The organism is Dechloromonas sp. TW-R-39-2 (assembly GCF_016864195.1).
In the GTDB taxonomy this organism is placed as follows: domain Bacteria; phylum Pseudomonadota; class Gammaproteobacteria; order Burkholderiales; family Rhodocyclaceae; genus Azonexus.
Genome location: NZ_CP045202.1, coordinates 2,521,254 through 2,547,750 on the forward strand (window position 1 = coordinate 2,521,254; position 26,497 = coordinate 2,547,750).

Sequence of the window (26,497 nt, forward strand, 5' to 3'; positions counted from 1 at the left end):
TTTTGGTCGATTATTTGCTGTCGACCGCAGCATCAGAGAATTGAGGCAAGGCAGCGCGCAAGCCACCAAGCAGGAAGGACATCAGGCGCGGAACAAGACGGTCAAGGCGATCGGTCGAGTCTTCATCCTCGATCTGCCAGTCGGTCACCAGGCGCAGCGCATCGGTCCCGGCAATGGCGTACGAAGTCGCACCGAGCATGAAGTGAAAGCGCCAGACAATCTCGGCCTTGGGCACATCCGGCAAGGCGATGAACAGGGCTTCCTTGTAGCGATCAACCACTTCGGCATATTCATGGGCCAGAAAAGTGCGAATGAACTCGGACGGATCGGTCAGCGTGCGGCCCAGCAGGCGCAGGAAGGTAATACCGCCCCGCTCTTCGTCATCGGCCATGCGCAACAGGGTGCCAAAAAACCCATCGACAATTTGCGAGGGCTTGAGCGGTTTGCCGGCCGCTTCTTTTTCGAGTGCATTCAGAACGCGCATGCGCTCTTCGTTCAACCAGTCCAGTCGCCGATGAAAAACTTCCTGCATCAACGACTCTTTGGAGCCAAAATGATAGTTGACCGCAGCAAGGTTAACGCCGGCACCGCCGGTAATCTGGCGCATCGACGTTCCTTCGTAGCCATGTGCCATGAAAAGATGCTCTGCCGCATCGAGGATGCGTTCGCGGGTATCGACAGTTCGGGCTTCAGCCATGGGGGTCACCTATGATTCATACGTTCGTTTGAATCATAGGTGACCCCCATGGCTAACGCAAGTTATTTTTTAACAATCAGCTATTTCGTTGCTTGATGAACGCGATTACATCCTCGGCCGGAACCGGCCGGCTGAACAGGAAGCCCTGTACCAGATCGCAATCCTGGCTGCGCAGGTAATCAAACTGGGCTTGCGTTTCAACGCCCTCGGCCACCAGCTTCAAGCCGAGGCTGTGCGTCAGCCCGATCGTGGCATTGCAGATTGCCGCCCCGTCACCATCCTGCCCGATCTCCTCGACAAAGGAGCGATCCAGCTTGATATGGTCAATCGGGAACATGCGCAAATAGCTGAGCGAGGAATAGCCCGTCCCGAAATCGTCGATCGCCAGGGAAATACCCATGTCGTGCAGCAAATCCAGGATACGAACCGTTTCTGCCGGATGTTGCATGGCAACGGATTCGGTAATCTCAAAGACCAGGTCGGCCGGATTGATTTCCAGCGCTTCGATGGCCCCCTTGGCCAGAATGGGCAGATTGCCGTTGCGCATCTGGATGGCGGAAATATTGACCCCCATTTTGACATTGCGGATACCGGCCTGCGTGAACGCAGCCAGTTGGCGACAGGCTTCCCAGAACACCCATTCGCCCAATGGCTGGATCAAACCGGTTTCCTCGGCAATGCCGATGAATTTTCCGGGCGCAGTCAGACCGTGTTCCGGATGCTGCCAGCGGACAAGCGCTTCGACACCGGCAACGCGGCCGCTGCGCACATCGATCAATGGCTGGAAGTGCAAGCAGAATTCGTTGCGCGTCAGCGCCAGTCGCAAGCTGTGTTCGGTTTTCAGCCTTTCGACCGCCGCATCGTTCATCTTTGCATCAAAAAACTGGAAGTTGTTACGCCCCGCAGTTTTGGCGTGATACATCGCCGCATCGGCATTCTTCATCAACACTTCGCCATCGTCACCATCCGTCGGAAAGATGGCGATGCCGACACTCGGCGTCGTGTAGAGATCATGGCCCTCGATCAAATAAGGATCACCGACGCTACGCACCAGTTTCTCGGCCACACCGGCCACGGAGGTCGTATGTTCGATACCGGAAAGCATGATGACGAATTCGTCCCCTCCCAGCCGAGCCACGACATCGCTGTCCCGGACGCCACGACTCAAGCGGGCCGCGACTTCAATCAGCAACAAATCGCCAACGTGATGCCCCAGAGTATCGTTGATCAGCTTGAAGCGATCGAGGTCGATGAACAGCAAAGCCACTCTTCCGCCCTCCCGGCGAGCAGCGGCCAGCGCCTGATCGAGCCGGCCCTTGAGGCTGAAACGGTTGAGCAAGCCGGTCAGTACGTCATGATGGGCAATGTGGTGCAGCTTGGCTTCTGCCGCCCGCTCGCTCGATACATCAGTAAAGTGAGCAACGTGGTAACGCACCTCGCCTGCATCGTCACGAATCAGCGAAAGAGACATCCATTTGGGATAAATACCGCCATCCTTGCGCCTATCCCAGATATCGCCCTGCCAGAAGCCGGTTGCCAGCACCGTATCCCACATTTCCCGATACTGCGCACTCGTTGTCCGACCGGCTGAGAGAAAACTGGGATTCCGGCCCATCGCATCCTCGGGCAAATATCCGGTTAACCGCGTAAACGCGGGGTTGACCGTGACAATCCGATTATCCCGGTCGGTGATCAGGATTGCCTCGCCGCTGAACTGAAAAGCCGTTGCCAGTAGCTGCATCTGTGCTTCCATCTGGTGCTGGCTGGTAATGTCCTGCGAGGTTCCCATGACACGCAATGGCTTGCCATCGGCGTCATAGATTGCCTCACTGTGTCCCAAAATGTATTTGATCCGCCCATCCGGCATCAGCAGACGGTATTTCAGCTCCAGCGGCTCACGACGAGCAATCGCATCATTCAGCGCCTTATCGACCACGCTCCGCTCTTCAGGATGAACTTGGGCCAGGAAAGCCTCATACCTCGCCCCCGTTGTCGGCGGTTGAATTTCATAAATCTGGAAAAGTTCGTCGGAGCAGGTCACCAGACCCGTGGGCAATTCGACTTCCCAACTGCCAACCCGGGCGATTCGTTGCGCCGCACTGAGCTGATCGCGGTTTTGCCGCAAGGCCTCGGCTGCCAGCACCTCGCGCGCCTGGGCGCGAAACAGCCAGACAAGAACAAGCCCCAGGCAGCCGAACAAAATGCCTCCGAGCCCACCCACCAGATAAGCACGCTGCTGCCATGCAGCCATGACATCGCTTTCAGCCAGCCCGGCGAGTACATAAAACGGATATTTATCGAGCGCACGATAAGCGTAGATACGCTTCACGCCATCAGCCTGCGAGTTGAATTCAAGCACCCCCTGGCGCTCGCCATTGACCAAGGCCAGATAAACCGGGTGCTTCTCCCCCAGCGAGCGGTTGATTTCAGCTGGCGCCGGTGGCTGGCGAACAATCAGGCTATGGTCTTCAAGCCGACGTATCGCCAAAGCGCCTGATACGCCAAGATGTACCGAGCGGAATAAACGGCCAAAGAAGTCTAGTTCGACCGCTGCGCTGACTACCCCCAGAAAACGACCGTCCGGCGCAGTGATCGGTCGGGCAGCAATCAGGACATCCCGCCCAGTGATCCGTGACTTGAGCACCTCGGAAAAAACGATACCGGCTCCCGGGGTATTCCGCAGAGTACGAAAATAAGAACGGTCCTTCAGGTTTGTGTACTCTCCGCCCCCGGTGATATATAGAACATTGCCATCCGCATCGAGCACACGAAAACCGGCCAGTTCGTCAAACGATTGCTTGTGACGCGCCATGTCCGCTTCAAGAATTTGCCTGAAACGTGGTGCAGCCTTGATATCAAGCGCCTCTCGTGGGATTTTGGCAACGAGGGAGTCGAGATTGGCATCGACCCGACGCAAGGTTGCGTCAAAGCGCGACTCAAGTAATTCCGCATGCCCCTGCGCCATGCCCCGGGCCTCACTCCAGATCTCATGGTATGCCGACCAGAGAACATAACCCAACAGAACGAAGCCGCTCAGTGCAAGTGCGGCAAGTGCAAGCCACAACTGATGTCCAGGCCGGGATTTTTTTTGCGGCACGTCTCGCATCGCCCGATATCTTTATAGTTTTGTTAAGCAGATTCTGATTTAGCCTCTGCCGAATTGCAATCTTGAATCACCGGAATGCGAGGCTTTTGCTGCTCATACTGGAGAAAACGACAAAGAACATCGGTATTGCTCTTTCTTTCCCGATAAGTTTGAGCAAGATTGCTGACAAGTGCCCAATCTTCAAGAGGAATACTCGCCGGGAAAAGCGTATCGCCATCAAACGGGCGGTCGATACGCGTCAGATAGAAACGCTGGCAGTAAGGCCAGGCCGCAGCGTAAACCGAGGCACCACCAATCACGAAAACCGGCTTCCCTGTGGCTGCCGCGGTCAACAAACCTTCCTCGACGGAATTGACACGCGTACAACCAGGCCGCAAACGGAGATTGGTTTGTCGTGTCACGATGAACGAGTCCTCCGGGACAACATCCATCGATTCATAGGTCAAACGACCAATAACCAGCGCGGCCCCGGCTACCGTCCGCTCGAAAAAAGCGAGCTCCTCCGGAATATCCCAGGGCAACCATCCATCCAGACCCAGCATGCCGTTGCTGGCCACGGCGGCAATGGCAGAAATCATGACCGCATCTTCGCCCATTGCTCCCGTGTCATTGAGAGAGAAATGGCCGGCGTCCCCTGACCGTTGTAAACATGCGGTTTGTGTATTGAAATGAAGGCCGACGTAACAATCGCAATCGAGAAAATCGCATCCATCACCTCAAGGATGCTCGATTCAAGGCATTCGCAATGCGCATTTTCTTCAAGCCGGCGAATGGCCAGAAAAATGACCTCATAATCGACAACCTGCCGGATATCGTGCGGATTCGCAACGGCATCAATCGGAGCCCAGGCATCGGCGTGAACGACAACCGCCTGCGGGCCGTGCTTTTCAAGCGGATTGCAGCCCGTCCGCAATTGAATTGTGGCATCGACAGATGCACACCAGTGATTGGCTAACACGTACAAACTCCTTTAATTCGCCCGATCATCGAGAGCTGGCCGAAGATACCAGAGGCATCGTTTTCGGTAAAAACAAAATGGCGCACCAGGCGCCATTTCAAATGCAGGGAGAATCTGTCTATGCCGTCACATTGAGCAATGTTCCAGTCGTCTGGCCCGATGAATTGACGACAGGGGCCGGACTTTGCCCCCCGGCTTCGGCGGTATCCGTCGGCGTAGAAGCAAGCTGGTTGCGCAATGCACTCAAATCACCCTGTACTTCGCCAAGGGACTTCAGCGATGCCAACCCCTGCCGTGCATCGCTGGCCTGCCCTTGGGCCTGGTCGGACTCGACCTTGATGTTGCGCGCCTTGTCTTCCGCCAGATCGGCCACAGACTGGGCATCACGGGCCTTCTCCTGCAGCGAGCGGGCTTTCTGCTCGGCCTGGTCTGCATTGCGCTGGGCCTGCTGTTGCTGAAGCTGGGCCCAGACAACACTGCCAAGCGACTGCATACCGGAAGTAGCCGTAACTGACATGTCCTTAAAGGCTTGAGTTAGCCCCCTCCGAATCAGGCAGTGACGTTGATGACACTACCCGTTTTCTGCCCTTCGGCATTGGTGACCGCTTTGGGTGCTTCTTCCTTGCGCTCGACCTGCTCCTCTTGCCGTGGCTCACGACGCTCAGCCTGTTGTACCTGCTGAGACTGACTGGCGGCACCCGTATAAGCACTGATATTGGAAGTTACCGATTTGATGTCCATAAATCCTCCTGAGCAAACACTTCTAATCTGACTTTACACCATCCGTTCAGATCTTCCAGCAGAATTTCTCGGGTCGGAAGCAATCAGGCATGTACGAATACAAACACCGCATCAGTTAGCCCTGCGTCTTCTCAAGCACGGCCAGAAGCTTGAGCGCCCGCTCCCGATTTTTTGCAATCGCGGCAGCCTTTTCTTCAACACTGGCACTTTCAGCCAGCGATGCCTGCACCAGCAGTTGATGCGGAGTCAATCCACCCATTGCAGCCTCAAGCATGCGGTCGACCTGTGCATCAAGATCTTCTTCAGGCAAAACTGATCCGGTTTCTGTCGGATGATTCATCTATTTAATCTTTTTATTGCTTGCACCATGAAAAAAGCCCCGCAAGTTTCGCGGGGCCCTGCTATTCGGGGAACCCGAGAATTTCTTACTTGGATTTCTTGGTCACGGCAGCGATGTTTGCCTGGGCAGCATCGGCAAACTGCTTGGCCATCGAATTCATGTTGCCAAAAGCAGAGTTGGCAGCAGCAATGGCGTTCTGGATGGCAGCAACGGCGCTTTCCGAACCAGCCGGAGCAGACTTGGAAGCCAGCTCAACCATGCCAGCTACGGACTTCTGGAAGTCACCGAACTGAGCTTCAACCATCTTGGCCAGTTCCTGCTGGGTTTGTTGCGTAATTTCATAAACCGAACGCGAATAGGCAACAGCCTTTTCAACAGCCGGTTGAGCCAGCGAAGACTGGACTGCCAGGGCTTCTTTCGGATCCTTGGCGCTGAGAACCGACTTCACGCCGGATGCAGCATCTTCCAGCGTAGCGCGAGCGGCGTTCAGATTCAGGGCAGCAATACGCTCGGCAGAAGCCAGGGCGGTATTGGCAACAGACAGCAGGGAATCAACGGTAGCCTTGTTGGCAGCAGCGAATTGCTCGGTATTGATCGACATGAATAGTCTCCAGAAAGAGGATTGGTTTAGTTCGGGTGTAAGTATAAACCACATTCCGAACAAATTGTGCACCGCAGCAATTAATCTGGAAATACCAGGTGAAGCGCGATAAAAGCTGTGCCTATTGCAAACAATCCTCTCTGTATCTGTTCCTTGTTTTGCCCAGGAACGAAAATCAGCGAATCAACTGAGGCAAAGCAATATGACAACCATGGCAATGGCAGCAAGTGACGCTCCTTCCGGAGCAGAATACAAAGAACGCATTCCCGGCAACAAGGGAATCTGGGTTGGCATTACCTGTGAATTCGTCGAATTCGTCGTGTTGTTTGTCGTCTATTTCGTCGCACGCGCTCACTTTCCTGAATCGTTCGAACAAGGTGCCGAAAAGCTCTCGCGGCTTTCCGGGACAGTCATCACGCTATTGATGGTAACCAGCAGTTTCTTCATCGCCTGCTCGGTAGCCAGCATGCGGGCCGGTCATCAACGCCGGTCTCTTTACTGGTTAGTCGCTGGGCTCGTCATGGCGCTCGGCTATCCAATCGCAAAATACTTCGAAATCCAATGGAATCTCGCCCATGGCATCAATGGCGAATCCGGCATTTTCTTTACGGTCTACTACTACCTGACGTTCAATCATCTGGTTCACGCCACCTGGGGCATTCTTGGCATCTTGTGGGTGCTCGCCCGTCATTTGGCGGGAGGATACTCAACAGACGATTACGCGGGTCTTGAGGCACTCGCCTGTTATTGGCACGCCACCGACATCATCTGGCTTGTCATCTTTCCATTCTTCTACGTACTCGCCTGAAAATGACTACCAAGCAAACCCCTTCTTCGTCCATCACGCCCCTGTTTTATGCCTGGTCCACCCTGGTTGGACTGACATTGCTCAGTCCTTTTCTCGGGCAATGGCTGCATGGTGCCGCCTGGCTGCAACTTCTGGTCGCTGCCATCATTGGCGTGAAAGGCTGGTTAATTGCACATCACTTCATTGAAACCGAACTGGCTCACCCGTTCATCCGGCGAGTCATGGGCGCATTCATCGCCTTCACCCCTATCGCACTTCTGCTGACGATATTTTGGGGGCGCCAGTTTGCAAGCTGGGCAACACTTTGACGCTTGAAATCAGGCAAGAGTTGCCCGCCCTTCCCCGGCAAAGCTCAGAGTTGAGCTGAAATCAGTCGCCCCAATGTAGCAATTGCAGCCTGCTGCTGCACGGAGTCGGGGTAGCCGTAATTGAGGCGAATGCAGTTGGCAAACTCGCGCTTGGCAGAAAAAATCGGGCCGGGCGCGATGCTGATCCCTTGATCCAGAGCCATCTTGTGCAATTTCAATGCATCGACTTGATCAGGCAAGCCGATCCACATGAAATAGCCACCAACAGGCCGAGCCAGTTTGCTTTCAGGTGGAAAATAACGCTCAACGGCATCGATCAAAACCGACTCCTGAACTGCCAACTGCTGCCGCAAGCGACGTAAATGGTGATCATAGCCACCATTTTTCAGGAAATCGGCCATGGCAATCTGCACAGGAATCGTCGTGGCCAATGTGGTCGACAGCTTCAAGCGAACGATTTTTTCCGTATAACGCCCGGCAGCCACCCAGCCGATCCGGTAACCGGGTGCCAGGCATTTTGAAAAAGACGAAACATGCATGACATGGTCGGTCCTGGCTTCCGATTTGCTGCATAAAGGAGCTTGTGAGCCAAAGTACAACTCACCGTAAACATCATCCTCGATGAGCGGCACATCGTACCGGCCGAGCAGATCGATCAGGTATTTCTTTCGCGCATCGGAAACCAGACTGCCGGTTGGATTTGCGAAATTAAGCATCAACAAACAGGCCTTGATCGGATAGCGACGCAAGGCATCCTCCAAAGCCTCCAAACTGATGCCTTCACGCGGGTGCGAGGGAATTTCGATCACTTTCAGGCCCAGGCGCTCGCTGGCCTGCAAGCCGGCATAAAAAGTAGGTGACTCGATGGCAATCAGGTCGCCCGGCGACGTCGCTGCCTGCAGGCAGAGATTCAGCCCTTCCATAGCACCGGACGTGATGACAATTTCATCCGTCGGTACAACAGCACCGCGCGACAAATAACGCAGCACGATCTGGCGACGTAATTCCTCATTTCCGGGCGGCAAGTCGGTCACCGTGGAAATCGGATCAAATTTGCGTGCAGCCTGGCCCAGGAAGCGACCTAATTTATCCAGCGGAAACAAATAGGGACTCGGAAAACTGGAGCCAAGCGGAACCACGGAAGGGTTCTTGACGCTGTTCAGTATCTGGAAAATGAAATCGCTCACCTGCAACTCAGTCGAGTTGCTTACGGGATGACTCATTTCGGGTTCGTGCAGGCGCTGCCCAAGACGGGCGCGCACGAAATAACCGGACTTCGGTCGCGCCTCAATCAGGCCACGACTTTCCAGCAAATAATAAGCCTGCGTGACTGTGACAGGGCTGACATTGCGCGATTTACAGACCTGGCGAACCGAAGGCAGGCGATCACCGGCCATCAATACGCCATCGCTGATCAATTTTTCTGTTTCAAATGCGAGGCTTTGATAAAGACCCATCGGCTCACTCAAGGAAAACAAGGTGCAGCGGCTCTCTGCAGGATATGCGGTGAATCAGGCGAGCATAGTGACACACGCCCACATATCTTTCCCTCTGCTGAGGGAAAAAAGAGACCGGAAGGCGGGGGACTGCCAGGAGATAGGCACACCTTCCGGTCGAAGACAGCAAATGATCAATAAACGTCGTGTTGCGTGTTATAGACGTTGAACTTGCCAGTTGGCGTCACCAGTCGTTTATCCTTGATGACCGCCTTGACCTTGCGTGTTTTGTCATCGATCACAACGATGGCCGAGGGTTCAACCTTGTTGCCGGTCCAGACCGAATACCAGATTTCATCGCCATTCTGGTTGTACTCGCCCTGAACAACCCGCTGGATGCCCTTGGTTTTACCGAGATTCGCAGCAGCGGCCACATCGATGATTTCCGGCTTTGGATCAGGCTGACCCAGTTCAGAAATCTTGTAGACAGTGACCGATCCGGCCAGCTTTGAATCAGGATTGAGCGGTGAGTCAGCCCACAGGTTGTCCGACTTCGGATGCGTTTTGACAAACAACGAATTGGCCCCGTGGTTTTTCAACTCCTGCACGACCTTCCAGGCATGCTGCGGATTCTTCTCGGGGTCGGTGCCGATCAACGTGATGACATCAGCCCCAAGGTGAGAAGTCGCCCAGACCGGACCAAATTTTGGGTGCACGATATTGGCGCCACGCCCCGGATGAGGAATTTTTGCGGTGTCGACCAACGCAGTAAACTTGCCTTCCTTGACGTCGACCACGGCAATCTTGTTCGAAGCATTGGCCGCTACCATGAAATATCGCTGCGTCGAATCGTAACCACCATCGTGCAGGAATTTGGCGGTATTGATCGTCACCTCCTTGAGGTTGGTCAGATCGGAATAATCGACCATCTTGACCATGCCGGTTTCCTTCACGCTGACCAGGAATTCGGGCTTGGTCGTTGAAGCAACGATGGAAGCAACACGAGGCTCCTGATGATAATCACCATCGACAGTGACGCCCCGGGTCGAAATATTCTTCAAGGGCTCCAGCGTCAGGCCATCAAGAATGGTGTACTGCGGCGGCCAATAAGATCCGACGATGGCGTACTTGTCCTCGTACCCCTTGGCTTTTGACGTTTCAACCGAGCGCGACTCCAGGCCGGCCTTGATGGTGGCGACCACAGTCGGTTTTTCGTACCACAGGTCAATCATGTCCAGACGGCCATCACGGCCGACGACGTGGATGTAACGACCGGACAGCGACATCCGCGAAATATGCACGGCATAACCTGTCTTGACGATGCCCCAGATCTTCTTGGTATCCCCGTCGATCAAAGCCACTTCCCCGGCATCACGCAAGGTCACCGAGAAAATGTTGTTCAGATTGACCTTGTTCATCTTGCGGGTCGGACGCTGGTCAACCGGCACATGCAACTTCCATGAGGCGCGCATATCCTTCAGTCCCCACTCCGGCGGAGAATCGGGTGCGGTCTGGATGTAAGCGGCCATATTCCTGATTTCATCCTTGCTCAGGATGTCGTCAAAATTCGGCATGCCGCCTTCGGTGCCATAGCCAATGATCTTCTCAAGACGAGATTGACCCAGCTTGATCGTCCCGCCTTCGATCTGGCGCCCATCGGCCTCTTTCTTGGCCCAGCTGGGTTCAAGATTTTTACCGGTAGCGCCTTTGCGCAACATACCGTGGCAACCCGCGCAACGCTCAAAGTAGATTTTGGCGCTGGCTGCCTTTGCCTCGTCGGACAATCCGGAAACATCGGCGGCAAAAGCCGATGAAACCATGAGTGGGAGACTTAACAGCCCCCAGGTTGATGAAAGTAATTTATGCATTTTCAGTCCCTCTGTGATGAAAAACAGGACTGTTGGGAATCAATTCGGCGCCTGCTTCGGACGTTTTTTTGTTGCGGCAATTGGACCATGCAGCGCAACAGCTCAATCAACACAGATCAACCGATTTCCGATAGAAGCAGTTTGCTGCCATCCGCCGTGTCGCAAGCAAAGAAAAGCATCTGCCCTCCTTTGCCCCGCAGCATCTCACCCGGGAATCAAGCGCAACACGGCAATCTCCGAAGGCGCACCAAAACGCTTTGGTGGCCCCCAGTAGCCGGTTCCCCGACTGGTATAGACCGCCAAGCGACCCAGTCGATGCAAGCCCGCCGTAAAAGGCTGCTGCAAGGGCACGAAATGATTCCAGGGCCAGAACTGGCCACCATGCGTATGGCCGGAAAGTTGCAAGTCGAAACCGGCTGCAGCGGCTGCACGAGCCGAACGGGGCTGATGGGCGAGCAAGACACGCAGCAAGCCGGGAGGACTACCGGCAAGCGCAGCCACCGGATCGCTGGCCTGGCTGGCATCAAAAGCAGCCGCGGAATAATCGCTGACCCCAGCCAGAATGAAGCGTGCGCCATCACGTTCGATAACAAGGTGACGGTTATCCAGGTTGTGCAGTCCAATACGTTCAAACTCACGCATCCACGCCGTGGCCCCCGCGTAATACTCATGGTTGCCGCTCACCACATAAGTACCGTAGCGACTGCGCAGATCGCCAAGCGGTGCGGTATCGGCATGCAGTTCCTCGACACTGCCATCAACCACGTCACCCGTAATTGCGACCAGGTCGGCATCGAGCTGATTGACGCGGTCGACGATCGCCTGAACATAATTTTGCTTGATTGTCGGACCGACATGAATATCGCTGAGCTGCACAATGGTCACCCCGACCAGCGCCTCGGGAAGCCCGGCCAACGGGATATCAACCCGTACCACACGGGCGACGCGACGCGCATTGATGTAGCCGAGCAAGGAAAACAGGCCGGCCAGTACAAGCACGCCAAGCGCACTCGGAGCCACCGGCACATCAACCCATAAAGCTGCGATATCGCGCAGCACGGTCAACACCAGCACCGAGGAAAAAAGTCCCATTGCCAGACCACCCAAGCCACTGAGCCGATCAGCCAAGGCCTGACGGTCGACGATGAAACGGGCCAGTAAACCAAGAGGAACGAGGCAGGTCGAAATCACCAGTCCGGCAATCGCCAATATCAAGCCTGGGCGGCTCAGTTCAAGCGGTGGCAGCAATCGCCAGCCGATATAGGCATGCAGACCCGCGACCAGCGGTAAAAGACGCCAGAGCGTCCGTTTCAACCGGACGGTCAGTACGGAGTCAGGCTTTTCCGAACGAGGTAGTGCTTGGCTATGGGGCATGGCGTTTCGCTGCGTGTGCATACTTCGGGGGAAACCGCCCGGCCCAAGCCAGGCGGCACATGCGATCAGGTGGGGTCTGCCGGCTTGTCCGCAACATTGCCGGAAACATCGGGCTTGCCTGTCGCGCAGCAGCTACTCCAGCGGCCACCGAAGCGACTCTTCAGTTGCTGACGCTCTTCTGGCGTCATCTTTTCCCAGCGTTCCCGACGTTCACGCCAATGGCCATGGCAGCCACCGCGCAGACCGCCAAACAAAATCCGGCTCAACACCAGCACGCCAAGCGCTTGCCAGTAGCCGATCGGCGAGACGCCAAGAAAAATATCGGGCAACAGGCAGTTCCACAGTTGCATGACAATCCAGGTAACGGCAGCGATCCCGGCGACGGCCATCAGGCCGATCTTGAGACAGCGCGAAACACAGTCGGATTTTTCAGTAGAGCATTGCATCATGGTGATTCCTCGTTCAGGGTTGTTCGTCGTAAAGGGGGCGGAGGCGTTCGCGCAAGTGCAGAACGGCCTGTCGCTTCCAGCCCAGCAGGGTGTTCATGGAAGTACCGCTTTCTGCTGCCATTTCCTTGAAGCTCCGCCCATCGAGTTCGTGGGCAATGAACACATCGCGCGGCCCGACAGGCAATTCGTCGAGTGCAGCCGCAATCGCATCCAGCCACAAACCGCGCAAATATGCCGCTTCCGGGCCGCCGTCATCGGCCGGCAAGGCCTTATCCAGCCAATCAGCAGCATCGTCATCCTCAGCCCAGGCAATCGGCAAAGGCTCCTCGCGCCGCTTGCGAAAGCGGTCGACGATGCGATTGCGCGCCACCCGGAACAGCCATGCACCGACTTGCTCGATCGGCTCAGGCAAACGCCAGGCCTCAACCAGTTCGAAAAAGACATCCTGCAGGATGTCCTCAGCCTCACCCGGATCAGGCACCCGCTGACGAATAAAACTGCCCAGCCGCCCGCTTTCGCGGGCAACGGTTTCAGTCAGGCGGCGGTTTTGCTCAGCCATCAGGCGGTTCTTTTCGTAAAGCGGTGGCAGGGAAAGCAATGTGTCCATGCCTGGGTAGACGAACGAGAAATACAAATATTGCGGGAAACTGAAAAATAATTGGCATTACGACGCATGCCGCAGATCAGACAAGCATCAGGTCTCGCCGAATCGAGAACAACAAAAAACCCGCAGAGCCTGAGCCATGCGGGTTTGAAGTTGGTTTTAACTGGTGCGAGCGGAGGGTTTCGAACCCCCGACCCCCGCCGTGTGAAGGCGATGCTCTACCCCTGAGCTACGCTCGCAAAGCGTTAAAAGCGGGTACCTGAAACTCTTCTGCTTGTTGATTCATGGCAAACATGATCAAACAAGCTGATACAGCAATTCAAGAGCCGCGCATTTAAACATAAGTCAGTCAGCGCGTCAAACCACGCTCGGCTAGAATAACGGTCTTTGCATCCGTATAGATCACGCCCCTCATGAAGCCTGTCCGCACCCGTTTTGCCCCCAGCCCCACCGGTTACCTGCACATCGGCGGCGCCCGTACCGCCCTCTTCTCCTGGGCCTTTGCCCGTCGCCACGGCGGCACTTTCGTATTGCGCATCGAGGACACCGACGTTGCACGCTCGACGCCGGAAGCCGTACAAGCAATCATCGACGGCATGAACTGGCTGGGCCTGGAACATGACGAAGGTCCGTTCTACCAGATGCAGCGCATGGAGCGTTACAAGGAAGCCATCCAGCAAATGTTGGCCAACGGCACCGCTTATTATTGCTACACGACGCGCGAAGAACTCGACGCGCTGCGTGCCGAGCAGGAAGCGAAGAAGGAAAAGCCGCGCTACGACGGCCGCTGGCGTCCGGAAGCCGGCAAAATCCTGCCGACGCCGCCGGCCAACATCCCGCCGGTGATCCGCTTCAAGAATCCGAAGGACGGCGTCGTCGCCTGGGACGACCAGGTCAAGGGCCGCATCGAGATCGCCAACGGCGAGCTCGACGACCTGATCATTGCCCGTGCCGATGGCACGCCGACCTATAACTTCTGCGTCTGCGTCGACGACTGGGACATGGGCATCACCCACGTCATCCGCGGCGACGACCACGTCAACAACACGCCGCGCCAGATCAACATCCTCGCCGCGCTGGGTGCCGAAGTGCCGCAATACGCCCATCTCTCGATGATCCTCGGTGACGACGGCGCCAAGCTGTCGAAGCGTCATGGCGCCGTCTCGGTCATGCAGTACGACGAAGACGGTTTCCTGACCGAAGCAGTCATCAATTACCTGGCCCGCCTCGGCTGGTCGCACGGCGACGATGAGGTCTTCTCGCGCCAGCAGTTCGTCGAATGGTTCGATCTTGACCACATCACCGCCTCGGCCGCCCAGTTCAATACCGAAAAACTGCTGTGGCTGAACCAGCATTACATGAAGCAGCTGCCGGCTGCCGAACTGGCCGCCAAGGTCAAACCTCGCCTGGCAGCGCGCGGTATCAATACCGACGCCGGCCCCAGCCTTGAAAATGCCGTTGCTTTGTATGTCGACCGCAGCAATACGCTGAATGTGCTGGCCGATGCGGTCGAAGTCTTCTACACGACAGTCACGCCGAACCCTGAGCTGCTCGCACAACACCTGAGCGACGAGGCTCGCCCAGCACTGGTCGATTTCGCAGCCGGCATTGCCAACGTTGCCTGGGAGGCTCCGGCGATCAATGCGCTGATCAAGGAAACTGTCGCCAAACATGGCCTGAAAATGCCAAAGCTGGCGATGCCCTTGCGCGTTTTGCTAACGGGTCAGGCTCAAACGCCTTCGGTTGATGCAGTCATTGTGCTGATCGGGCGCGATAAAGTTATCAGCCTTCTTGGGGGCAATCTCTAAAAAACGCAAAAAGCCCTTTACAAGGCGTAAAACGCTCCCTATAATGCGGCCTTCTTTCGCGGCGGGGGTATAGCTCAGCTGGGAGAGCGCTTGCATGGCATGCAAGAGGTCCGCGGTTCGATCCCGCGTACCTCCACCAAAAAGCGCGAAAGAAAGCTAGTCCGGGTCCCCATCGTCTAGAGGCCTAGGACACCGCCCTTTCACGGCGGTAACCGGGGTTCGAATCCCCGTGGGGACGCCAAGAATTTGGCAGTGTGCAGTTTAGTAGTGTGGAGTGGTAGTTCAGTTGGTTAGAATACCGGCCTGTCACGCCGGGGGTCGCGGGTTCGAGTCCCGTCCACTCCGCCAACGTTTTAGAGGTTCTGAATTAGTTTTCAGAGTCTTGGGTGAAAACCCGAAGTCGTTCGGTTATCTCTCCAAATGGGGGTATAGCTCAGCTGGGAGAGCGCTTGCATGGCATGCAAGAGGTCCGCGGTTCGATCCCGCGTACCTCCACCAGATGCTGAACGAGCAGTTGTTGTAGTTAGTCCGGGTCCCCATCGTCTAGAGGCCTAGGACACCGCCCTTTCACGGCGGTAACCGGGGTTCGAATCCCCGTGGGGACGCCAAGAATTTGGCAGTGTGCAGTTTAGTAGTGTGGAGTGGTAGTTCAGTTGGTTAGAATACCGGCCTGTCACGCCGGGGGTCGCGGGTTCGAGTCCCGTCCACTCCGCCAACAAATAAATAAACCAGCTACGGCTGGTTTTTTTATTTCCCGCTCACGATCAGGGGTGTTCAGCCTTAGCCCGGTATAATCACCGGTTTGGTTGCCCCGTTGTGCCAGGAGCCTCAGTCTATGCAGGACCGTACTTTTCTGTCGCTTCTCCGCCGCTTGACCGGCGCCTCGCTTGGCTTGGCGATACTTGTTTCAGCACAGCCAGCCCAGGCTGAATCCGCCTTCAGACTCCCCCTGATATCGCTGATCATGCCCGGCTTGAACAGCGAACCGGAAGCCCCCACGCCGGAAGCCGCTCTAACCGTTCACGAACTGCCTGCTGCCTACCCATTCCCGCAAAACATCGACCTGACCAGCCAACCCAACGATTTGTGGATACGGATCCGCAATGGCTTCGCCATGGCCGATCTGAACGACGACCTGACCCTGCATTACCAGCAGTATTACCAGAACCGCCCTGACGCGCTGCGCCGCATGGTTGAGCGTAGCCGGCCGATCATGCATCACATCGTCGAGGAACTGGAGGCGCGCGGCATGCCGACCGAACTGGCACTGCTGCCGATGGTAGAAAGCTCGTTCAATCCGATGGCTTATTCACGCGCCCATGCAGCCGGCCTGTGGCAGTTCATTCCGGCTACCGGCAAGCGATTCAATCTGGAACAGAACTGGTGGCAGGACCAGCGCCGCGACATCGTCGCCTCGACCAGCGCCGCGCTCGACTACCTGCAGAGCATTTATGAAATGCATGGCGACTGGCACCTCGCGCTGGCCTCGTACAACTGGGGAGAAGGCGCCGTCAAACGTGCGGTTGAAAAGAACATTGCGCGCGACCTGCCGACGGACTACGCCAGCCTGACCATGCCGAACGAAACACGGCATTACGTTCCCAAACTCCAGGCTCTGAAGAACATCTTCAACAATCCTCGCCTGATGGCCCAGCTGAACATTCCAAGCATCAGCAACCGACCTTATTTCACCACCGTTGAAACGGCGCGTGCGATGGATGTCAAAACGGCAGCACGCCTGGCCAATATGCCGATGGATGCCTTTGTGGCACTGAACCCCTCGCACAATCGCCCGGTCATCAAGGCATCGACGCCACTGGTCATCCCGGAAGACAAGCTGGCCACCTTCCAAAGCAATCTGGAACGGACCAACACGCCGCTCACCGAGTGGCAAGCCTACACGCTGAAGTCTGGCGAAAAACTCAACAAATTAGCCCCCCGCTTCGGCATTCCGCTGGCCGAGCTGCTGCGGATCAACGGCCTGAGCGGCAAGGTTCGCCTGGGCAGCGGCTCGACCATCCTGGTACCTTCCGGCCAGGGAGCCAGCGACCTTTCCCTGCTCGGAAATCATGCCTCCCTGCCGCAGATCATCGAGCCGGAACCCGCCCCCAGCCGAGCGGCAGAAAAATCGACGAAAAAAGAGGCGGCAAAGCCGACCGGCAAGGCTGATCACAAACACGCAAGCAGCAAGACAGCAGCCAAACACGGCAAGCCCGAACATGGCAAAGCAACCGGAAAAACAGCCGCCGGAAAAACCGGATCAAGCAGCGCCAAGCCCAAGGCCAGCAGCAAACCCGCTGCAACGCCCGCCAAAACCGGCAAACCCGCCGTCGCGGCAAAAAAGCGCGGTTGATTTAAGCCGCAAAATGGCAGTTGACCGTGTGAGTCGCTGAAATCACGCGACTTTCAGGGTACTGCTGGCGACACAGATCGGTCGCCTGCTGGCAACGTGGATGGAAGTGGCAACCGGAGGGCGGATTGGCCGGCGACGGCGTTTCTCCCGGCAGGCGGATGATTGCCGACTGCGCATCCAGCCGCGGCGCCGGGACCGCCGAAAGCAAGGCCTGCGTATAGGGATGACGCGGCGCCCGCAACACCTCCTCGGCCCGCCCCCGCTCGACAATCCGGCCAAGGTACATCACGGCCACATCGTGGGCCAGGTATTCGACGACGGCAAAATTGTGCGTGATAAAAAGGAAAGCCACACCCAGCTCGGCCTGCAATGTTTTCAGCAGATTGAGGATTTGTGCCTGAACGGACACATCCAGCGCCGACGTAGGCTCATCGCAAATAAGCAGCGCCGGCTGAACGGCCAGCGCCCGGGCTATGGCAATGCGCTGACGCTGGCCACCTGAGAATTCGTGCGGGTAGCGCCCGGCTGCATCGTCAGGCAAGCCAACCTGGCGGAGCAAGGCGGCAACCGCCCTCGCCTGCTCGATTGCCTCTCCGGCCAGGCCAAGGGCTGCCATCCCTTCGGCAATGATCTCTCCAACACGCAAACGCGGATTGAGCGAAGCAAAGGGATCCTGAAACACCATCTGCATCTGGCGGCGAGCGCTGCGCAACGGTCCGCTCGGCATGCCGACCAGTTCGCTGCCGCCGAGACGAACGCTGCCCGCCGTCGGCCTGATCAATTGCAGCAGCGCTTTGCCGACCGTGGTCTTGCCGCAACCGGACTCACCGACCAGCGCCAGGGTACGCCCGGCAGAAATGGCCAGTGAAACACCGTCGACCGCACGAACATGCCCGACGGTGCGCTGCAGCAGACCGCGGCGGATCGGAAAATGGACTTTCAGTGCGTCGACCGCAAGAAACGGGGTTTCAGTGTTTCCGGCAGGATCATCCGGCGGACCGGACAAATTCGTTTCAGACGACAGCACATCGCCCGACCAGTGGCAACGTAATTGATGTGTTAGCGCAACGCTGCGCCAGATCGGCGAGTCTTCGCGACAAAGCGGCATGCAATGCGTACACCGCTCGGCAAAACGACAACCGCCCGGCATCGCGTCGAGCGCAGGCACTTGTCCGGGAATCGTTTTCAGCCGCGAACCACGCCGGGCAATATCCGGCAATGCGGCAAACAAGGCCTGCGTGTAAGGATGCTGCGGGCTGCTGAAAAACGCCTCGCGACTGGCCACTTCGACCAACTCGCCGGCGTACATCACACCGATGCGATGCGCCATCCGGGCAACCACCCCGAGATCATGCGTGATCAACAAGATGCCCATGCCGCGCTCGACCTGCAAGCGGGCCAGCAGATCGAGAATCTGCGCCTGCACGGTGACATCAAGTGCGGTTGTCGGTTCGTCGGCGATCAACAGATCCGGCTCGCCGGCCAGTGCAATGGCGATCATCACCCGCTGCTTCATGCCGCCGGAAAGCTGGAACGGATATTCATCCAGGCGCCGCTCAGGGTCCGCAATACCCACCTGGCGGAGCAATGCCAGCATCCGTTCGTGCGCTGCCGGGCCACGCAAACCAAGGTGACGCGACAGCACCTCGCCAATTTGCGCACCAACCGTCATCACCGGGTTCAGGCTGGTCGCCGGTTCCTGGAAAATCATCGCCATGCGTGCGCCGCGCACGGTTCGCATCTCCGCTTCAGGCAAGGCGAGCAATGCTTCGTCATGCAGCGAAACGCTGCCACCCAGCATGCGTCCGGCCGGCGGCAGCAGGCGCATGATGGCTTGTGCCGTGGCTGACTTGCCACAGCCCGACTCACCGAGCAAGGCAAACGTCTCGCCGCGCGAAATGGTCAGAGAAATACCGTCGACCGCAAGCAGCATCCGGCGACCGGCCGTAAACCCCAGGCGAAGCTGATCGACCTTCAACATTTATCGAGCCCTCGGGTCAAAAGCATCGCGCACCGCATCGGCGAATAAATTGGCGGCCAGCACGAGCATGAACATCGTGCAAAACGCAGCGGCCAGCGACCACCAGACCACCGGCTCACGCCCCAGCTCCAGGCGCGCATTGTTGATCATCGTGCCGAAGCTGGTCATGCTCGGATCGACGCCGATGCCCACATAGGACAGTACCGCCTCGGCCAGCACCAGCCCGGAAAAATCCATGACCAGCGCAATGATGATGATGTGCATCAGATTGGGCAGGATGTGGCGCACGATAATCCGCCAGTTGGAGACGCCAAAAGCCTGCGCCGCCTGGATATATTCCAGTTCGCGCAATTTCAGGGTTTCACCGCGCAGCAGGCGGCACAAGCCGGTCCAGCTGGTCATGCCGAGAATGAAGCACAAGGCCAGCAAGCGCAGGTCGGCACGCTCGGCCGCGGTCGAAAACCATTGCGGATGGGTATCAATCACCACCTGCATCATCAGCACGGCCGCCGCGATCAGCAGCACGCCGGGGATCGAGTTGAGCACGGTATAGATGTACTGGATCAGATCATCGACCCAACCCCGGAAATAACCAGCCACAATGCCGAGCAGGACGGCCATCGGCAAGGTCACCAACGTTGTCAGCAGCCCGATGACCAGGCCGGTACGGACACTTTTCAGGATCTGGTAGAGCACATCCTGCCCGACCTTGTCGGTTCCGAACACGTGATACTGGCTGGAAAGCCAGAACAGCGGAACCGTCGCCAACAGAATCAGGGCCAGCGTGGCGAGCACGGCCGACCAGGCGAAACCGGCATCGTCAGTGATTTTGAGCACTTTGCCGCGGTCGACCGCAACATCACCGGCAAACATCTCGCGGCGACGCTGAAAAAAGCCGACCACCGCAAATACGCCCAGCCAGCCAAGCAGCGCCAGGATCGCCGCACGGAAACCTGTGATCCCGACGTCGGCCAGCAGATCATCCTCACGCTCGCCCAGGTGCTGGCCACCGTATTTGAGACGGGGATAATCGCGCACCGTCTCCTGGCCCGGCAAATCGATGTTTTCCTTGGCATAAAGCCGGGTCGCGAAAGGGGCCGAGTAGGTTTTTTCATTGCGTGAGCGCAGCGGCGTGACCAGCGCATCAAGCACCGACAGCACTTCAACCGCGTATGTTGCCTTCTGCCCGGCCCGGCTCTCATTCTTGAGACGGTAATGGACCGAATCGAGCAGACCGATGGCGATAAAAACCATCAGCACGGTTGCCGAGGCCATGCCCGCACGGTTCGCTCCAACGCGTTGCCAGGCGGCGCGCATCGGCGGGTTGCCGGCAATCAGCCAGCCCGCGCCCAGCGCTGCCGCAACCAACAGCCAGATCAGCAGATCGGACCACAGCAGGACAAACTGGAAGCCCATCATTCGAAGCGAATCCGCGGATCGACCACGGTGTATGAAATATCGGTCAGGATCAGCCCGACGATATAGAGCACCGAGCCGATGAACACCATCGAGCGGACGACGGCAAAATCCTGCGCATTGATCGCGTCAATGGTGTAACTGCCCAGGCCGGGAATGCCGAAGAAGGATTCGGTCAGCAGCGAGCCCATGAAAAGCAGCGGAATGACGACAACGACGCCGGTCAGGATCGGAATCAGCGCATTGCGCAAAATATGGCGGAAAAACACCACGGTTTCAGGCAAACCCTTGGCACGTGCGGTGCGCACATAATCCTTGCCGACCTCTTCGAGAAAGATGGTGCGATACCAGCGGGCCGATGAACCGATACCTGAGACGACACCGATCAATACCGGCAGGATCAGGAAACGCCAGGCTTCAAGCCCTTCGCCAAAACCCGAAATCGGCACCAGCCGCCAGAGTTTGCTGATCAGGTATTGACCACCGATGATGTAGAACAAGCCGGAAATCGACATCATTGCCACGCACAGCACAACGCCCCAGAAATCGAAGGCCGTGGCCCGGAAGAAGGCCAGCAACAACGCGAATGAAATGCTGACCAGCAAGCCGAGAATGAATGTCGGCAGCGCGATGGCCAGCGACGGCCCCATCCGGCTGGCGATTTCGCGGGCAATGTCGCGACCGTCTTCCGCCCGGCCGAAATCACCGGCGAACATACGGGCTGATTTCTCGAAAAAAATGGTCTCCGTCACGGTCGACAAGCCGGCGGCGGCAGAATTGACCAGCAGCGGCTTGTCGTAGCCGCGTTCGGCTTTCCACTTCTGGATCGCTTCCGGCGTCACACGCTTGACGCCCAACTGCATGCGCGCCATATCATCCGGCGTATTGACGACGAAAAACAGGGCGAAGGTGAGCAGATTCACCCCGATCAGAATCGGGATGGCGTAAAGCAGGCGGCGGATGATGTAGGCAAGCACAGGCGGATTATGCCAAGAGCCGGCGCAAGATGAACAAAATCAGGGCAAGGAATATCAGCCCCCAGGCCAGAACCGCATAGTCGGAACGCAACGGCGGCTCTTTCGGTGTCAGCGGATCGCGCAGCGCAGCAGGAAAGGGCCGGGGCGGCACCGGTATGATCTTGCGTCGGGCCGGATCGGCCGGTACCCGGGCGGTATATTCACGGCTCGACTGAACCGGCCAGTCGCCCCAGGCCCGGCTGGATGGCAACTGAGGAATACGCACCAGCAGCAGTTCATCGAGATCGTCCGCCAGACGCTGCTCAAAAGCACTCGGCGCACGCCCCTCTGGCAGCCCTTCCTGGCGTTGCGCCAGGCGCAGCAAGTCAGCCGCAATTTCCTCGAAGGCCGCCGCCGGATACAGCCGCGTCCGGTCTTCCGTCAAATAATCGAAAACTGCCTTGCCACGCGTCAGCGACCTTTCCCGGAAGGCAACCAGCGGCAAGCCGAAGAAGGCTTTAAGCCAGCTTTCGGCACCACGCCGGGGAATATTCCACCCCAGCGTTCGTAAAACGCTGATACTGGTCCCGGCACAGTTCGCCCGGGCGTGCTGATAGGCAAACTGATGCCGGTAGAACTGATTGAAAACACGCCCGAGCGCCGCATCAAGGTGCTGCACCAGGCGAACATCGCGCAAACCGGCAAGCAGCATGCATGAAGGGCGATACCAGGCCTGCCCGCTGTTCAAATCCGCCAGATAGACATCGAGCGTGACCGGGGCAGCAATGATCCCTTTTTCACTCACTGAATCCAGCGTGTAGAAGTTGTAGACCAGCCATTCATCGATGTGCCCATCGGAGCCGACACGCCCGGTGATCAGCGCAAAATGTCCGCCATGCGCTTCATCGTCATCCCCCTGGGCCCCATTGAGCATGAATCCAATGACCGGCTGCCCCGGCTGCAAACCCACACTAGCTTGACGACGCCAGATCGAAGCGACGGAAAACGGGCTGCGCGCCCCACCCTGCGGCAAGGCCCGAACCCAGTCACGAAAGGCCACGGGCCGAGCCGCCATCGAGCACGCCTCAGGCCTGGCCGGCAGTGAAAAGTCTTCCGGCCAGAAACTGTGCGCGACAAAAGCACCCGAACGGTGATTTCCGCGCATTTTGATCGGTCGACCGTGGAAAAAGGCCGCACTGGAGGCATCGAACCAGGACTGGTTGAGCGGCAGACGCTCGGTCAGGGTCAGCGGCATCGTGCCTTGCGGTGAGACAAAAGAAAGCCCAGCGGCGTCGAGTTTCGCCCCCCGGATTTCGTCCGGGGCCCCCAGCCAGACCAGCGGCGGATAGACAGGCCCGGCCTCGGGCAAGGTGCGCAGAACCCAACTGGCCAGATCGTCCCAGACCGACAAGGAGCGTTCAAAACCGGGAAGAGGCAGGCCGGCTTTCGGCAAGGCCAGCGTCTGGCCGCGAAAGAACCACTTTGCCTGCGGCAGGATGGAATCTTCATTGCCGGCATCGCCAGTCACGATAAATTGATCGGCGGGAAACAATCCGTAAGCTGGCATCCGTGCATCCTGCCTGATCACAGCACTCCGAAAGCCTCGAATAGCACCAGCGTGCAGGAGTGGGTTACAATGGCCGCAGAAACAAAAAAGCCCGTTTAATCACGGGCTTATCTGTCACACTGTGGCGGAGAGGGTGGGATTCGAACCCACGGTACCTTGCAGTACGCCTGATTTCGAATCAGGTACATTCGACCACTCTGCCACCTCTCCGCAGCGGCCGGCATAATAACACAATCGATGCAGATTACAAGAAGATACCTCCTGTTGAGCCTGATCATTTTTGTCGCCGGCTGCGGGGACTGGCTGAGAACGCCTCTCCCCTTCCCGACGCCGGCCCAGCACGACCTGGTTGTCCTGACCAGCGTTGGTCCGTTGACCTACAACAGCGACGAAGAAGGCAGTGCCAGCGGCCTGGAGCACGATCTGGTCGAGGCTTTTGCCCTGGAACTCGGCGTTGGGGTCAAATACATTGTGGTGCCACCCAGCCAGATCGCGCCGCAACTCGCCGCCGGCAAAGCGCACCTGGCTGCCGCCTGGCTCTCGCCGACGACTGACCCGCGCATCAAAAGCACGCCGCCGCTGGGCACGACACACGATCTGCTGGTCCAGCACGAGGCGTCGCTACCGCTTTCCGAGAAAGCTGAACTGGCCGGCAAGACCGTTCATGTCATGGCCGGCTCGCGACAAGCCGCAACAATGCAAAAACTTGCCCGCGAGATCAGCGACCTGAAAGTTGTCGAAGAGCAATCGGACGACATCATCACCATGCTCGAAGCGGTCGGCAATCGCCAGATCGAACTGGCCGTGATTGATTCCGACATGGAAGACATTGCCAACCAGTTCGTTCCCTCGATGCGCGCCACGCTGACTCTGAGCGACGAACAACCGATTGTCTGGCTCCTCGGCGAAGCCCCGAACAGCGAGCTTCAAGCCCGGACCGGCGAGTTCATCGAACGCGTCCAGCGCGATGGCACCATGGCCCGACTGGAAGACCGCTACTTCGGTCATGCCCGTCGCCTCGACCAGGCCGACATCGTCAAATTTCTCGGCCAGATCGAAACGACCCTGCCCAAGCTACGCAAGATTTTCCAGGGAGCGCAGAGTCTTTCCGGCCTTGACTGGCGGCTGATTGCTGCTGTGGCCTACCAGGAATCGCACTGGGACAGCAACGCAACCAGCCCGACCGGCGTACGCGGCATCATGATGCTGACCGAAGAAACGGCCGACCGGTTGAATGTCAGCAACCGGCTTGATCCCAAGGAAAGCATTCCGGCCGGCGCCAAATACATCAACATCCTGAAAGACAATTTACCGCCGGAAGCCCTTGAGCCAGACCGCACCTGGCTGGCGCTGGCGGCCTACAACATCGGGCCCGGCCATTTCAATGCAGCCCGGACCATTGCCAAGCAGATCGGTGCCGACCCTCTGGCCTGGTATGAGATGAAGCGGGTGCTCCCCCTGCTGGCCAAGCCGAAATACTACGAGCGGCTGAAATCAGGCCGGGCGCGGGGTGGCGAGGCGGTCATCCTGGTCGAAAACATTCGCAGCTATTACGACATTCTCGTTCGCCACGAAGCGCCTTACCAGTCGGCAACCGCCCGCATGGACAAACTGATCGGCATGCAGGAAAGCGGACCGGGCCTCAAGCTGAAACGTCAGTAAGGGACAATCACAACAGGGGCGAACCGGCCTTCGCCCCTCTCAAACTCAAGCAGAAGCCTTGAGCACTTCCAGACCGCCCATGTAAGGGTGCAGCACCGTCGGAATGGTGACGCTGCCATCGGCCTGCTGGTTGTTTTCGAGAATCGCCACCAGCGTACGGCCGACAGCCAGACCGGAGCCATTCAGCGTATGGCACAGCTCGGGCTTGTTCTTCTCGTTGCGGAAACGCGCCTGCATGCGACGGGCCTGGAAGGCACCGAAATTGGAGCAGGACGAAATTTCGCGATAGGTATTCTGGGCCGGCAGCCAGACTTCCAGATCGTAGGTCTTGGCGGCGGAGAAACCCATGTCGCCGGTACACAGCGCCATGCGGCGATATGGCAATTCGAGCTTTTCGAGAATGATTTCGGCCTGACGGGTTAGTTCTTCGTGTGCCGCGGTCGACTGCTCCGGATGCACGATTTGCACCAACTCGACCTTGTCGAACTGATGCTGGCGAATCATGCCGCGCACGTCGCGACCGCCCGAACCGGCTTCGGAACGGAAGCACGGCGTGTGACAGACGAACTTGAGCGGCAGCGCTTCGGCGGCAAGAATTTCGTCGCGCACGATGTTGGTCACCGGCACTTCGGCGGTCGGAATCAGGTACAGCGGGTCCTGGTCGCCGCGCAGCACCTTGAACAGGTCTTCCTCGAACTTGGGCAACTGGCCGGTGCCGTTCAGGCTGGCTGCATTGACCAGGTACGGCGCGTACAGCTCGGTATAGCCATGCTGCTCGCTATGCGTGTCGAGCATGAACTGGGCAAGCGCACGATGCAGACGAGCCAGGCCGCCCTTGAGCAGCGAAAAGCGTGCGCCGGAAATCTTGGCGGCCGTTGCAAAATCAAGCTGACCCAGCGTTTCGCCGACATCGGTGTGATCCTTGACTTCAAAGTCGAACACGCGCGGCGTACCCCAGCGCTTGACCTCGACATTGCCGGATTCATCGCTGCCGACCGGCACAGACTCATCGGGAATATTCGGCAGCGCAGCCAGAATGGCGTTGAATTTTTCGAGCAGCTCGCCAAGACGCGCTTCGGAAGCCTTCAGTTCGTCACCCAACGCACCGACCTGGGCCATCACTTCAGAAGCATCTTCACCCTTGCCCTTGAGCATGCCGATCTGCTTGGACAGCGAATTGCGCTGCGCCTGCAGATCCTGCGTGCGGGTCTGCAGCGTCTTGCGCTCGGCTTCGAGCGTCTGGAATTCGGTGAAGTCGATCGGCTTGCCACGCTTGGCCAGGCCAGCGATAACGGCATCGAGATTGGAACGGAGAAGTTGGATGTCGAGCATGGTTTGTCCTGAATGCTGGCCCGTGGCGAAAACAGCCAAAAGGCGCGGTCGACCGTGGCAAAGACGGCAAAACGGCGATTATACGCGATGCCCGCCAGCCACCGAAGCCTGCCACCGAGACGGAAAGGGACA

General features: G+C 57.7%; 23 protein-coding genes and 8 tRNA genes. 11 read left to right on the forward strand and 20 right to left on the reverse strand.

The genetic code is table 11. The features are described 5' to 3' along the window. Positions 1-10: 10 nt before the first annotated feature. The 8 genes from GBK02_RS12170 to GBK02_RS12205 all read right to left on the reverse strand — a co-directional run bounded on the left by GBK02_RS12170 (position 11) and on the right by GBK02_RS12205 (position 6,443). The gene (locus GBK02_RS12170) at positions 11-697 is read right to left on the reverse strand and encodes a TetR/AcrR family transcriptional regulator (RefSeq protein ID WP_203466922.1); all 687 of its coding nucleotides are present in this window, start codon (positions 695-697) and stop codon (positions 11-13) included. A gap of 76 nt (positions 698-773) precedes the next feature. Next, on the reverse strand, positions 774-3,761 hold the full coding sequence (locus GBK02_RS17020) for an EAL domain-containing protein (protein ID WP_203466923.1): 2,988 nt from the start codon (positions 3,759-3,761) through the stop codon (positions 774-776). A gap of 65 nt (positions 3,762-3,826) precedes the next feature. Then, entirely contained in the window at positions 3,827-4,345 is a 519-nt protein-coding gene (locus tag GBK02_RS12180; protein ID WP_203466924.1) for a dihydrofolate reductase, read from the reverse strand. A 32-nt stretch (positions 4,346-4,377) separates the two neighbouring features. After that, positions 4,378-4,761, reverse strand: a complete 384-nt coding sequence (locus GBK02_RS12185) for a dihydroneopterin aldolase (RefSeq protein ID WP_203466925.1) — start codon at positions 4,759-4,761, stop codon at positions 4,378-4,380. 118 nt (positions 4,762-4,879) lie between these two features. Beyond that, the gene (locus tag GBK02_RS12190; protein ID WP_203466926.1) at positions 4,880-5,278 is read right to left on the reverse strand and encodes a hypothetical protein; all 399 of its coding nucleotides are present in this window, start codon (positions 5,276-5,278) and stop codon (positions 4,880-4,882) included. A 32-nt stretch (positions 5,279-5,310) separates the two neighbouring features. Then, the gene (locus GBK02_RS12195) at positions 5,311-5,502 is read right to left on the reverse strand and encodes a hypothetical protein (RefSeq protein ID WP_203466927.1); all 192 of its coding nucleotides are present in this window, start codon (positions 5,500-5,502) and stop codon (positions 5,311-5,313) included. 115 nt (positions 5,503-5,617) lie between these two features. After that, positions 5,618-5,842 (reverse strand): hypothetical protein, encoded by a 225-nt coding sequence (locus tag GBK02_RS12200; RefSeq protein ID WP_203466928.1) that lies wholly within the window; start codon positions 5,840-5,842, stop codon positions 5,618-5,620. 85 nt (positions 5,843-5,927) lie between these two features. Further along, positions 5,928-6,443: a phasin family protein gene (locus tag GBK02_RS12205; RefSeq protein ID WP_203466929.1), complete on the reverse strand. Its 516-nt coding sequence runs from the start codon at positions 6,441-6,443 to the stop codon at positions 5,928-5,930. 202 nt (positions 6,444-6,645) lie between these two features. Here GBK02_RS12205 and GBK02_RS12210 point away from each other — a divergent pair, with 202 nt between their 5' ends. Beyond that, the gene (locus tag GBK02_RS12210) at positions 6,646-7,251 is read left to right on the forward strand and encodes a cytochrome c oxidase subunit 3 family protein (RefSeq protein WP_203466930.1); all 606 of its coding nucleotides are present in this window, start codon (positions 6,646-6,648) and stop codon (positions 7,249-7,251) included. 2 nt (positions 7,252-7,253) lie between these two features. Beyond that, the gene (locus tag GBK02_RS12215; RefSeq protein WP_203466931.1) at positions 7,254-7,559 is read left to right on the forward strand and encodes a hypothetical protein; all 306 of its coding nucleotides are present in this window, start codon (positions 7,254-7,256) and stop codon (positions 7,557-7,559) included. Positions 7,560-7,603: 44 nt separating this feature from the next. Here the strand turns inward: GBK02_RS12215 and GBK02_RS12220 are convergent, their stop codons facing one another. The 6 genes from GBK02_RS12220 to GBK02_RS12245 all read right to left on the reverse strand — a co-directional run bounded on the left by GBK02_RS12220 (position 7,604) and on the right by GBK02_RS12245 (position 13,529). Continuing rightward, positions 7,604-9,016, reverse strand: coding sequence for a PLP-dependent aminotransferase family protein (locus GBK02_RS12220; RefSeq protein WP_203466932.1), 1,413 nt, complete (start codon positions 9,014-9,016; stop codon positions 7,604-7,606). A 173-nt stretch (positions 9,017-9,189) separates the two neighbouring features. Continuing rightward, positions 9,190-10,863: a cytochrome D1 domain-containing protein gene (locus GBK02_RS12225; protein ID WP_203466933.1), complete on the reverse strand. Its 1,674-nt coding sequence runs from the start codon at positions 10,861-10,863 to the stop codon at positions 9,190-9,192. A gap of 204 nt (positions 10,864-11,067) precedes the next feature. Continuing rightward, on the reverse strand, positions 11,068-12,237 hold the full coding sequence (locus GBK02_RS12230) for a metallophosphoesterase (protein WP_203466934.1): 1,170 nt from the start codon (positions 12,235-12,237) through the stop codon (positions 11,068-11,070). Between the two features lie 65 nt (positions 12,238-12,302). Next, positions 12,303-12,686, reverse strand: coding sequence for a hypothetical protein (locus GBK02_RS12235; RefSeq protein ID WP_203466935.1), 384 nt, complete (start codon positions 12,684-12,686; stop codon positions 12,303-12,305). A 13-nt stretch (positions 12,687-12,699) separates the two neighbouring features. Beyond that, a complete protein-coding gene (locus tag GBK02_RS12240; RefSeq protein ID WP_203466936.1) occupies positions 12,700-13,293 on the reverse strand; it encodes an RNA polymerase sigma factor in 594 nt (197 codons plus the stop codon). Between the two features lie 161 nt (positions 13,294-13,454). Beyond that, positions 13,455-13,529: transfer RNA gene (locus GBK02_RS12245), tRNA-Val, on the reverse strand. A 174-nt stretch (positions 13,530-13,703) separates the two neighbouring features. On the opposite strand from GBK02_RS12245, the gene gltX reads away from it, so the two are divergent. From gltX to GBK02_RS12285, 8 genes are all read left to right on the forward strand, one after another. Beyond that, positions 13,704-15,098 (forward strand): glutamate--tRNA ligase, encoded by a 1,395-nt coding sequence (gltX, locus tag GBK02_RS12250; RefSeq protein WP_203466937.1) that lies wholly within the window; start codon positions 13,704-13,706, stop codon positions 15,096-15,098. Positions 15,099-15,161: 63 nt separating this feature from the next. Continuing rightward, a tRNA-Ala gene (locus GBK02_RS12255) sits at positions 15,162-15,237 on the forward strand. A 26-nt stretch (positions 15,238-15,263) separates the two neighbouring features. Next, positions 15,264-15,339 (forward strand) — tRNA-Glu (locus tag GBK02_RS12260). 30 nt (positions 15,340-15,369) lie between these two features. Then, a tRNA-Asp gene (locus GBK02_RS12265) sits at positions 15,370-15,446 on the forward strand. Between the two features lie 74 nt (positions 15,447-15,520). After that, positions 15,521-15,596 (forward strand) — tRNA-Ala (locus GBK02_RS12270). Between the two features lie 34 nt (positions 15,597-15,630). Then, a tRNA-Glu gene (locus GBK02_RS12275) sits at positions 15,631-15,706 on the forward strand. A gap of 30 nt (positions 15,707-15,736) precedes the next feature. After that, positions 15,737-15,813 (forward strand) — tRNA-Asp (locus GBK02_RS12280). A gap of 120 nt (positions 15,814-15,933) precedes the next feature. Beyond that, positions 15,934-17,451 (forward strand): transglycosylase SLT domain-containing protein, encoded by a 1,518-nt coding sequence (locus tag GBK02_RS12285; RefSeq protein WP_203466938.1) that lies wholly within the window; start codon positions 15,934-15,936, stop codon positions 17,449-17,451. A gap of 1 nt (position 17,452) precedes the next feature. Here GBK02_RS12285 and GBK02_RS12290 read toward each other — a convergent pair whose 3' ends face one another. From GBK02_RS12290 to GBK02_RS12310, 5 genes are all read right to left on the reverse strand, one after another. Continuing rightward, positions 17,453-19,432, reverse strand: a complete 1,980-nt coding sequence (locus GBK02_RS12290) for an ABC transporter ATP-binding protein (RefSeq protein WP_203466939.1) — start codon at positions 19,430-19,432, stop codon at positions 17,453-17,455. Beyond that, positions 19,433-20,848 (reverse strand): ABC transporter permease, encoded by a 1,416-nt coding sequence (locus GBK02_RS12295; protein ID WP_203469390.1) that lies wholly within the window; start codon positions 20,846-20,848, stop codon positions 19,433-19,435. Continuing rightward, positions 20,848-21,825 (reverse strand): ABC transporter permease, encoded by a 978-nt coding sequence (locus tag GBK02_RS12300; protein ID WP_203466940.1) that lies wholly within the window; start codon positions 21,823-21,825, stop codon positions 20,848-20,850. Before GBK02_RS12300 ends, GBK02_RS12295 begins: the two co-directional genes overlap by 1 nt. Before the next feature lie 7 nt (positions 21,826-21,832). Continuing rightward, entirely contained in the window at positions 21,833-23,371 is a 1,539-nt protein-coding gene (locus GBK02_RS12305; protein WP_203466941.1) for a hypothetical protein, read from the reverse strand. Between the two features lie 122 nt (positions 23,372-23,493). Beyond that, positions 23,494-23,581, reverse strand: a tRNA-Ser gene (locus GBK02_RS12310). A 54-nt stretch (positions 23,582-23,635) separates the two neighbouring features. On the opposite strand from GBK02_RS12310, the gene mltF reads away from it, so the two are divergent. After that, positions 23,636-25,033, forward strand: coding sequence for a membrane-bound lytic murein transglycosylase MltF (gene mltF, locus GBK02_RS12315; RefSeq protein ID WP_203466942.1), 1,398 nt, complete (start codon positions 23,636-23,638; stop codon positions 25,031-25,033). A gap of 45 nt (positions 25,034-25,078) precedes the next feature. On the opposite strand, the gene serS is transcribed toward mltF, so the two are convergent. Then, the gene (serS, locus tag GBK02_RS12320) at positions 25,079-26,365 is read right to left on the reverse strand and encodes a serine--tRNA ligase (RefSeq protein WP_203466943.1); all 1,287 of its coding nucleotides are present in this window, start codon (positions 26,363-26,365) and stop codon (positions 25,079-25,081) included. Positions 26,366-26,497: the final 132 nt, after the last annotated feature.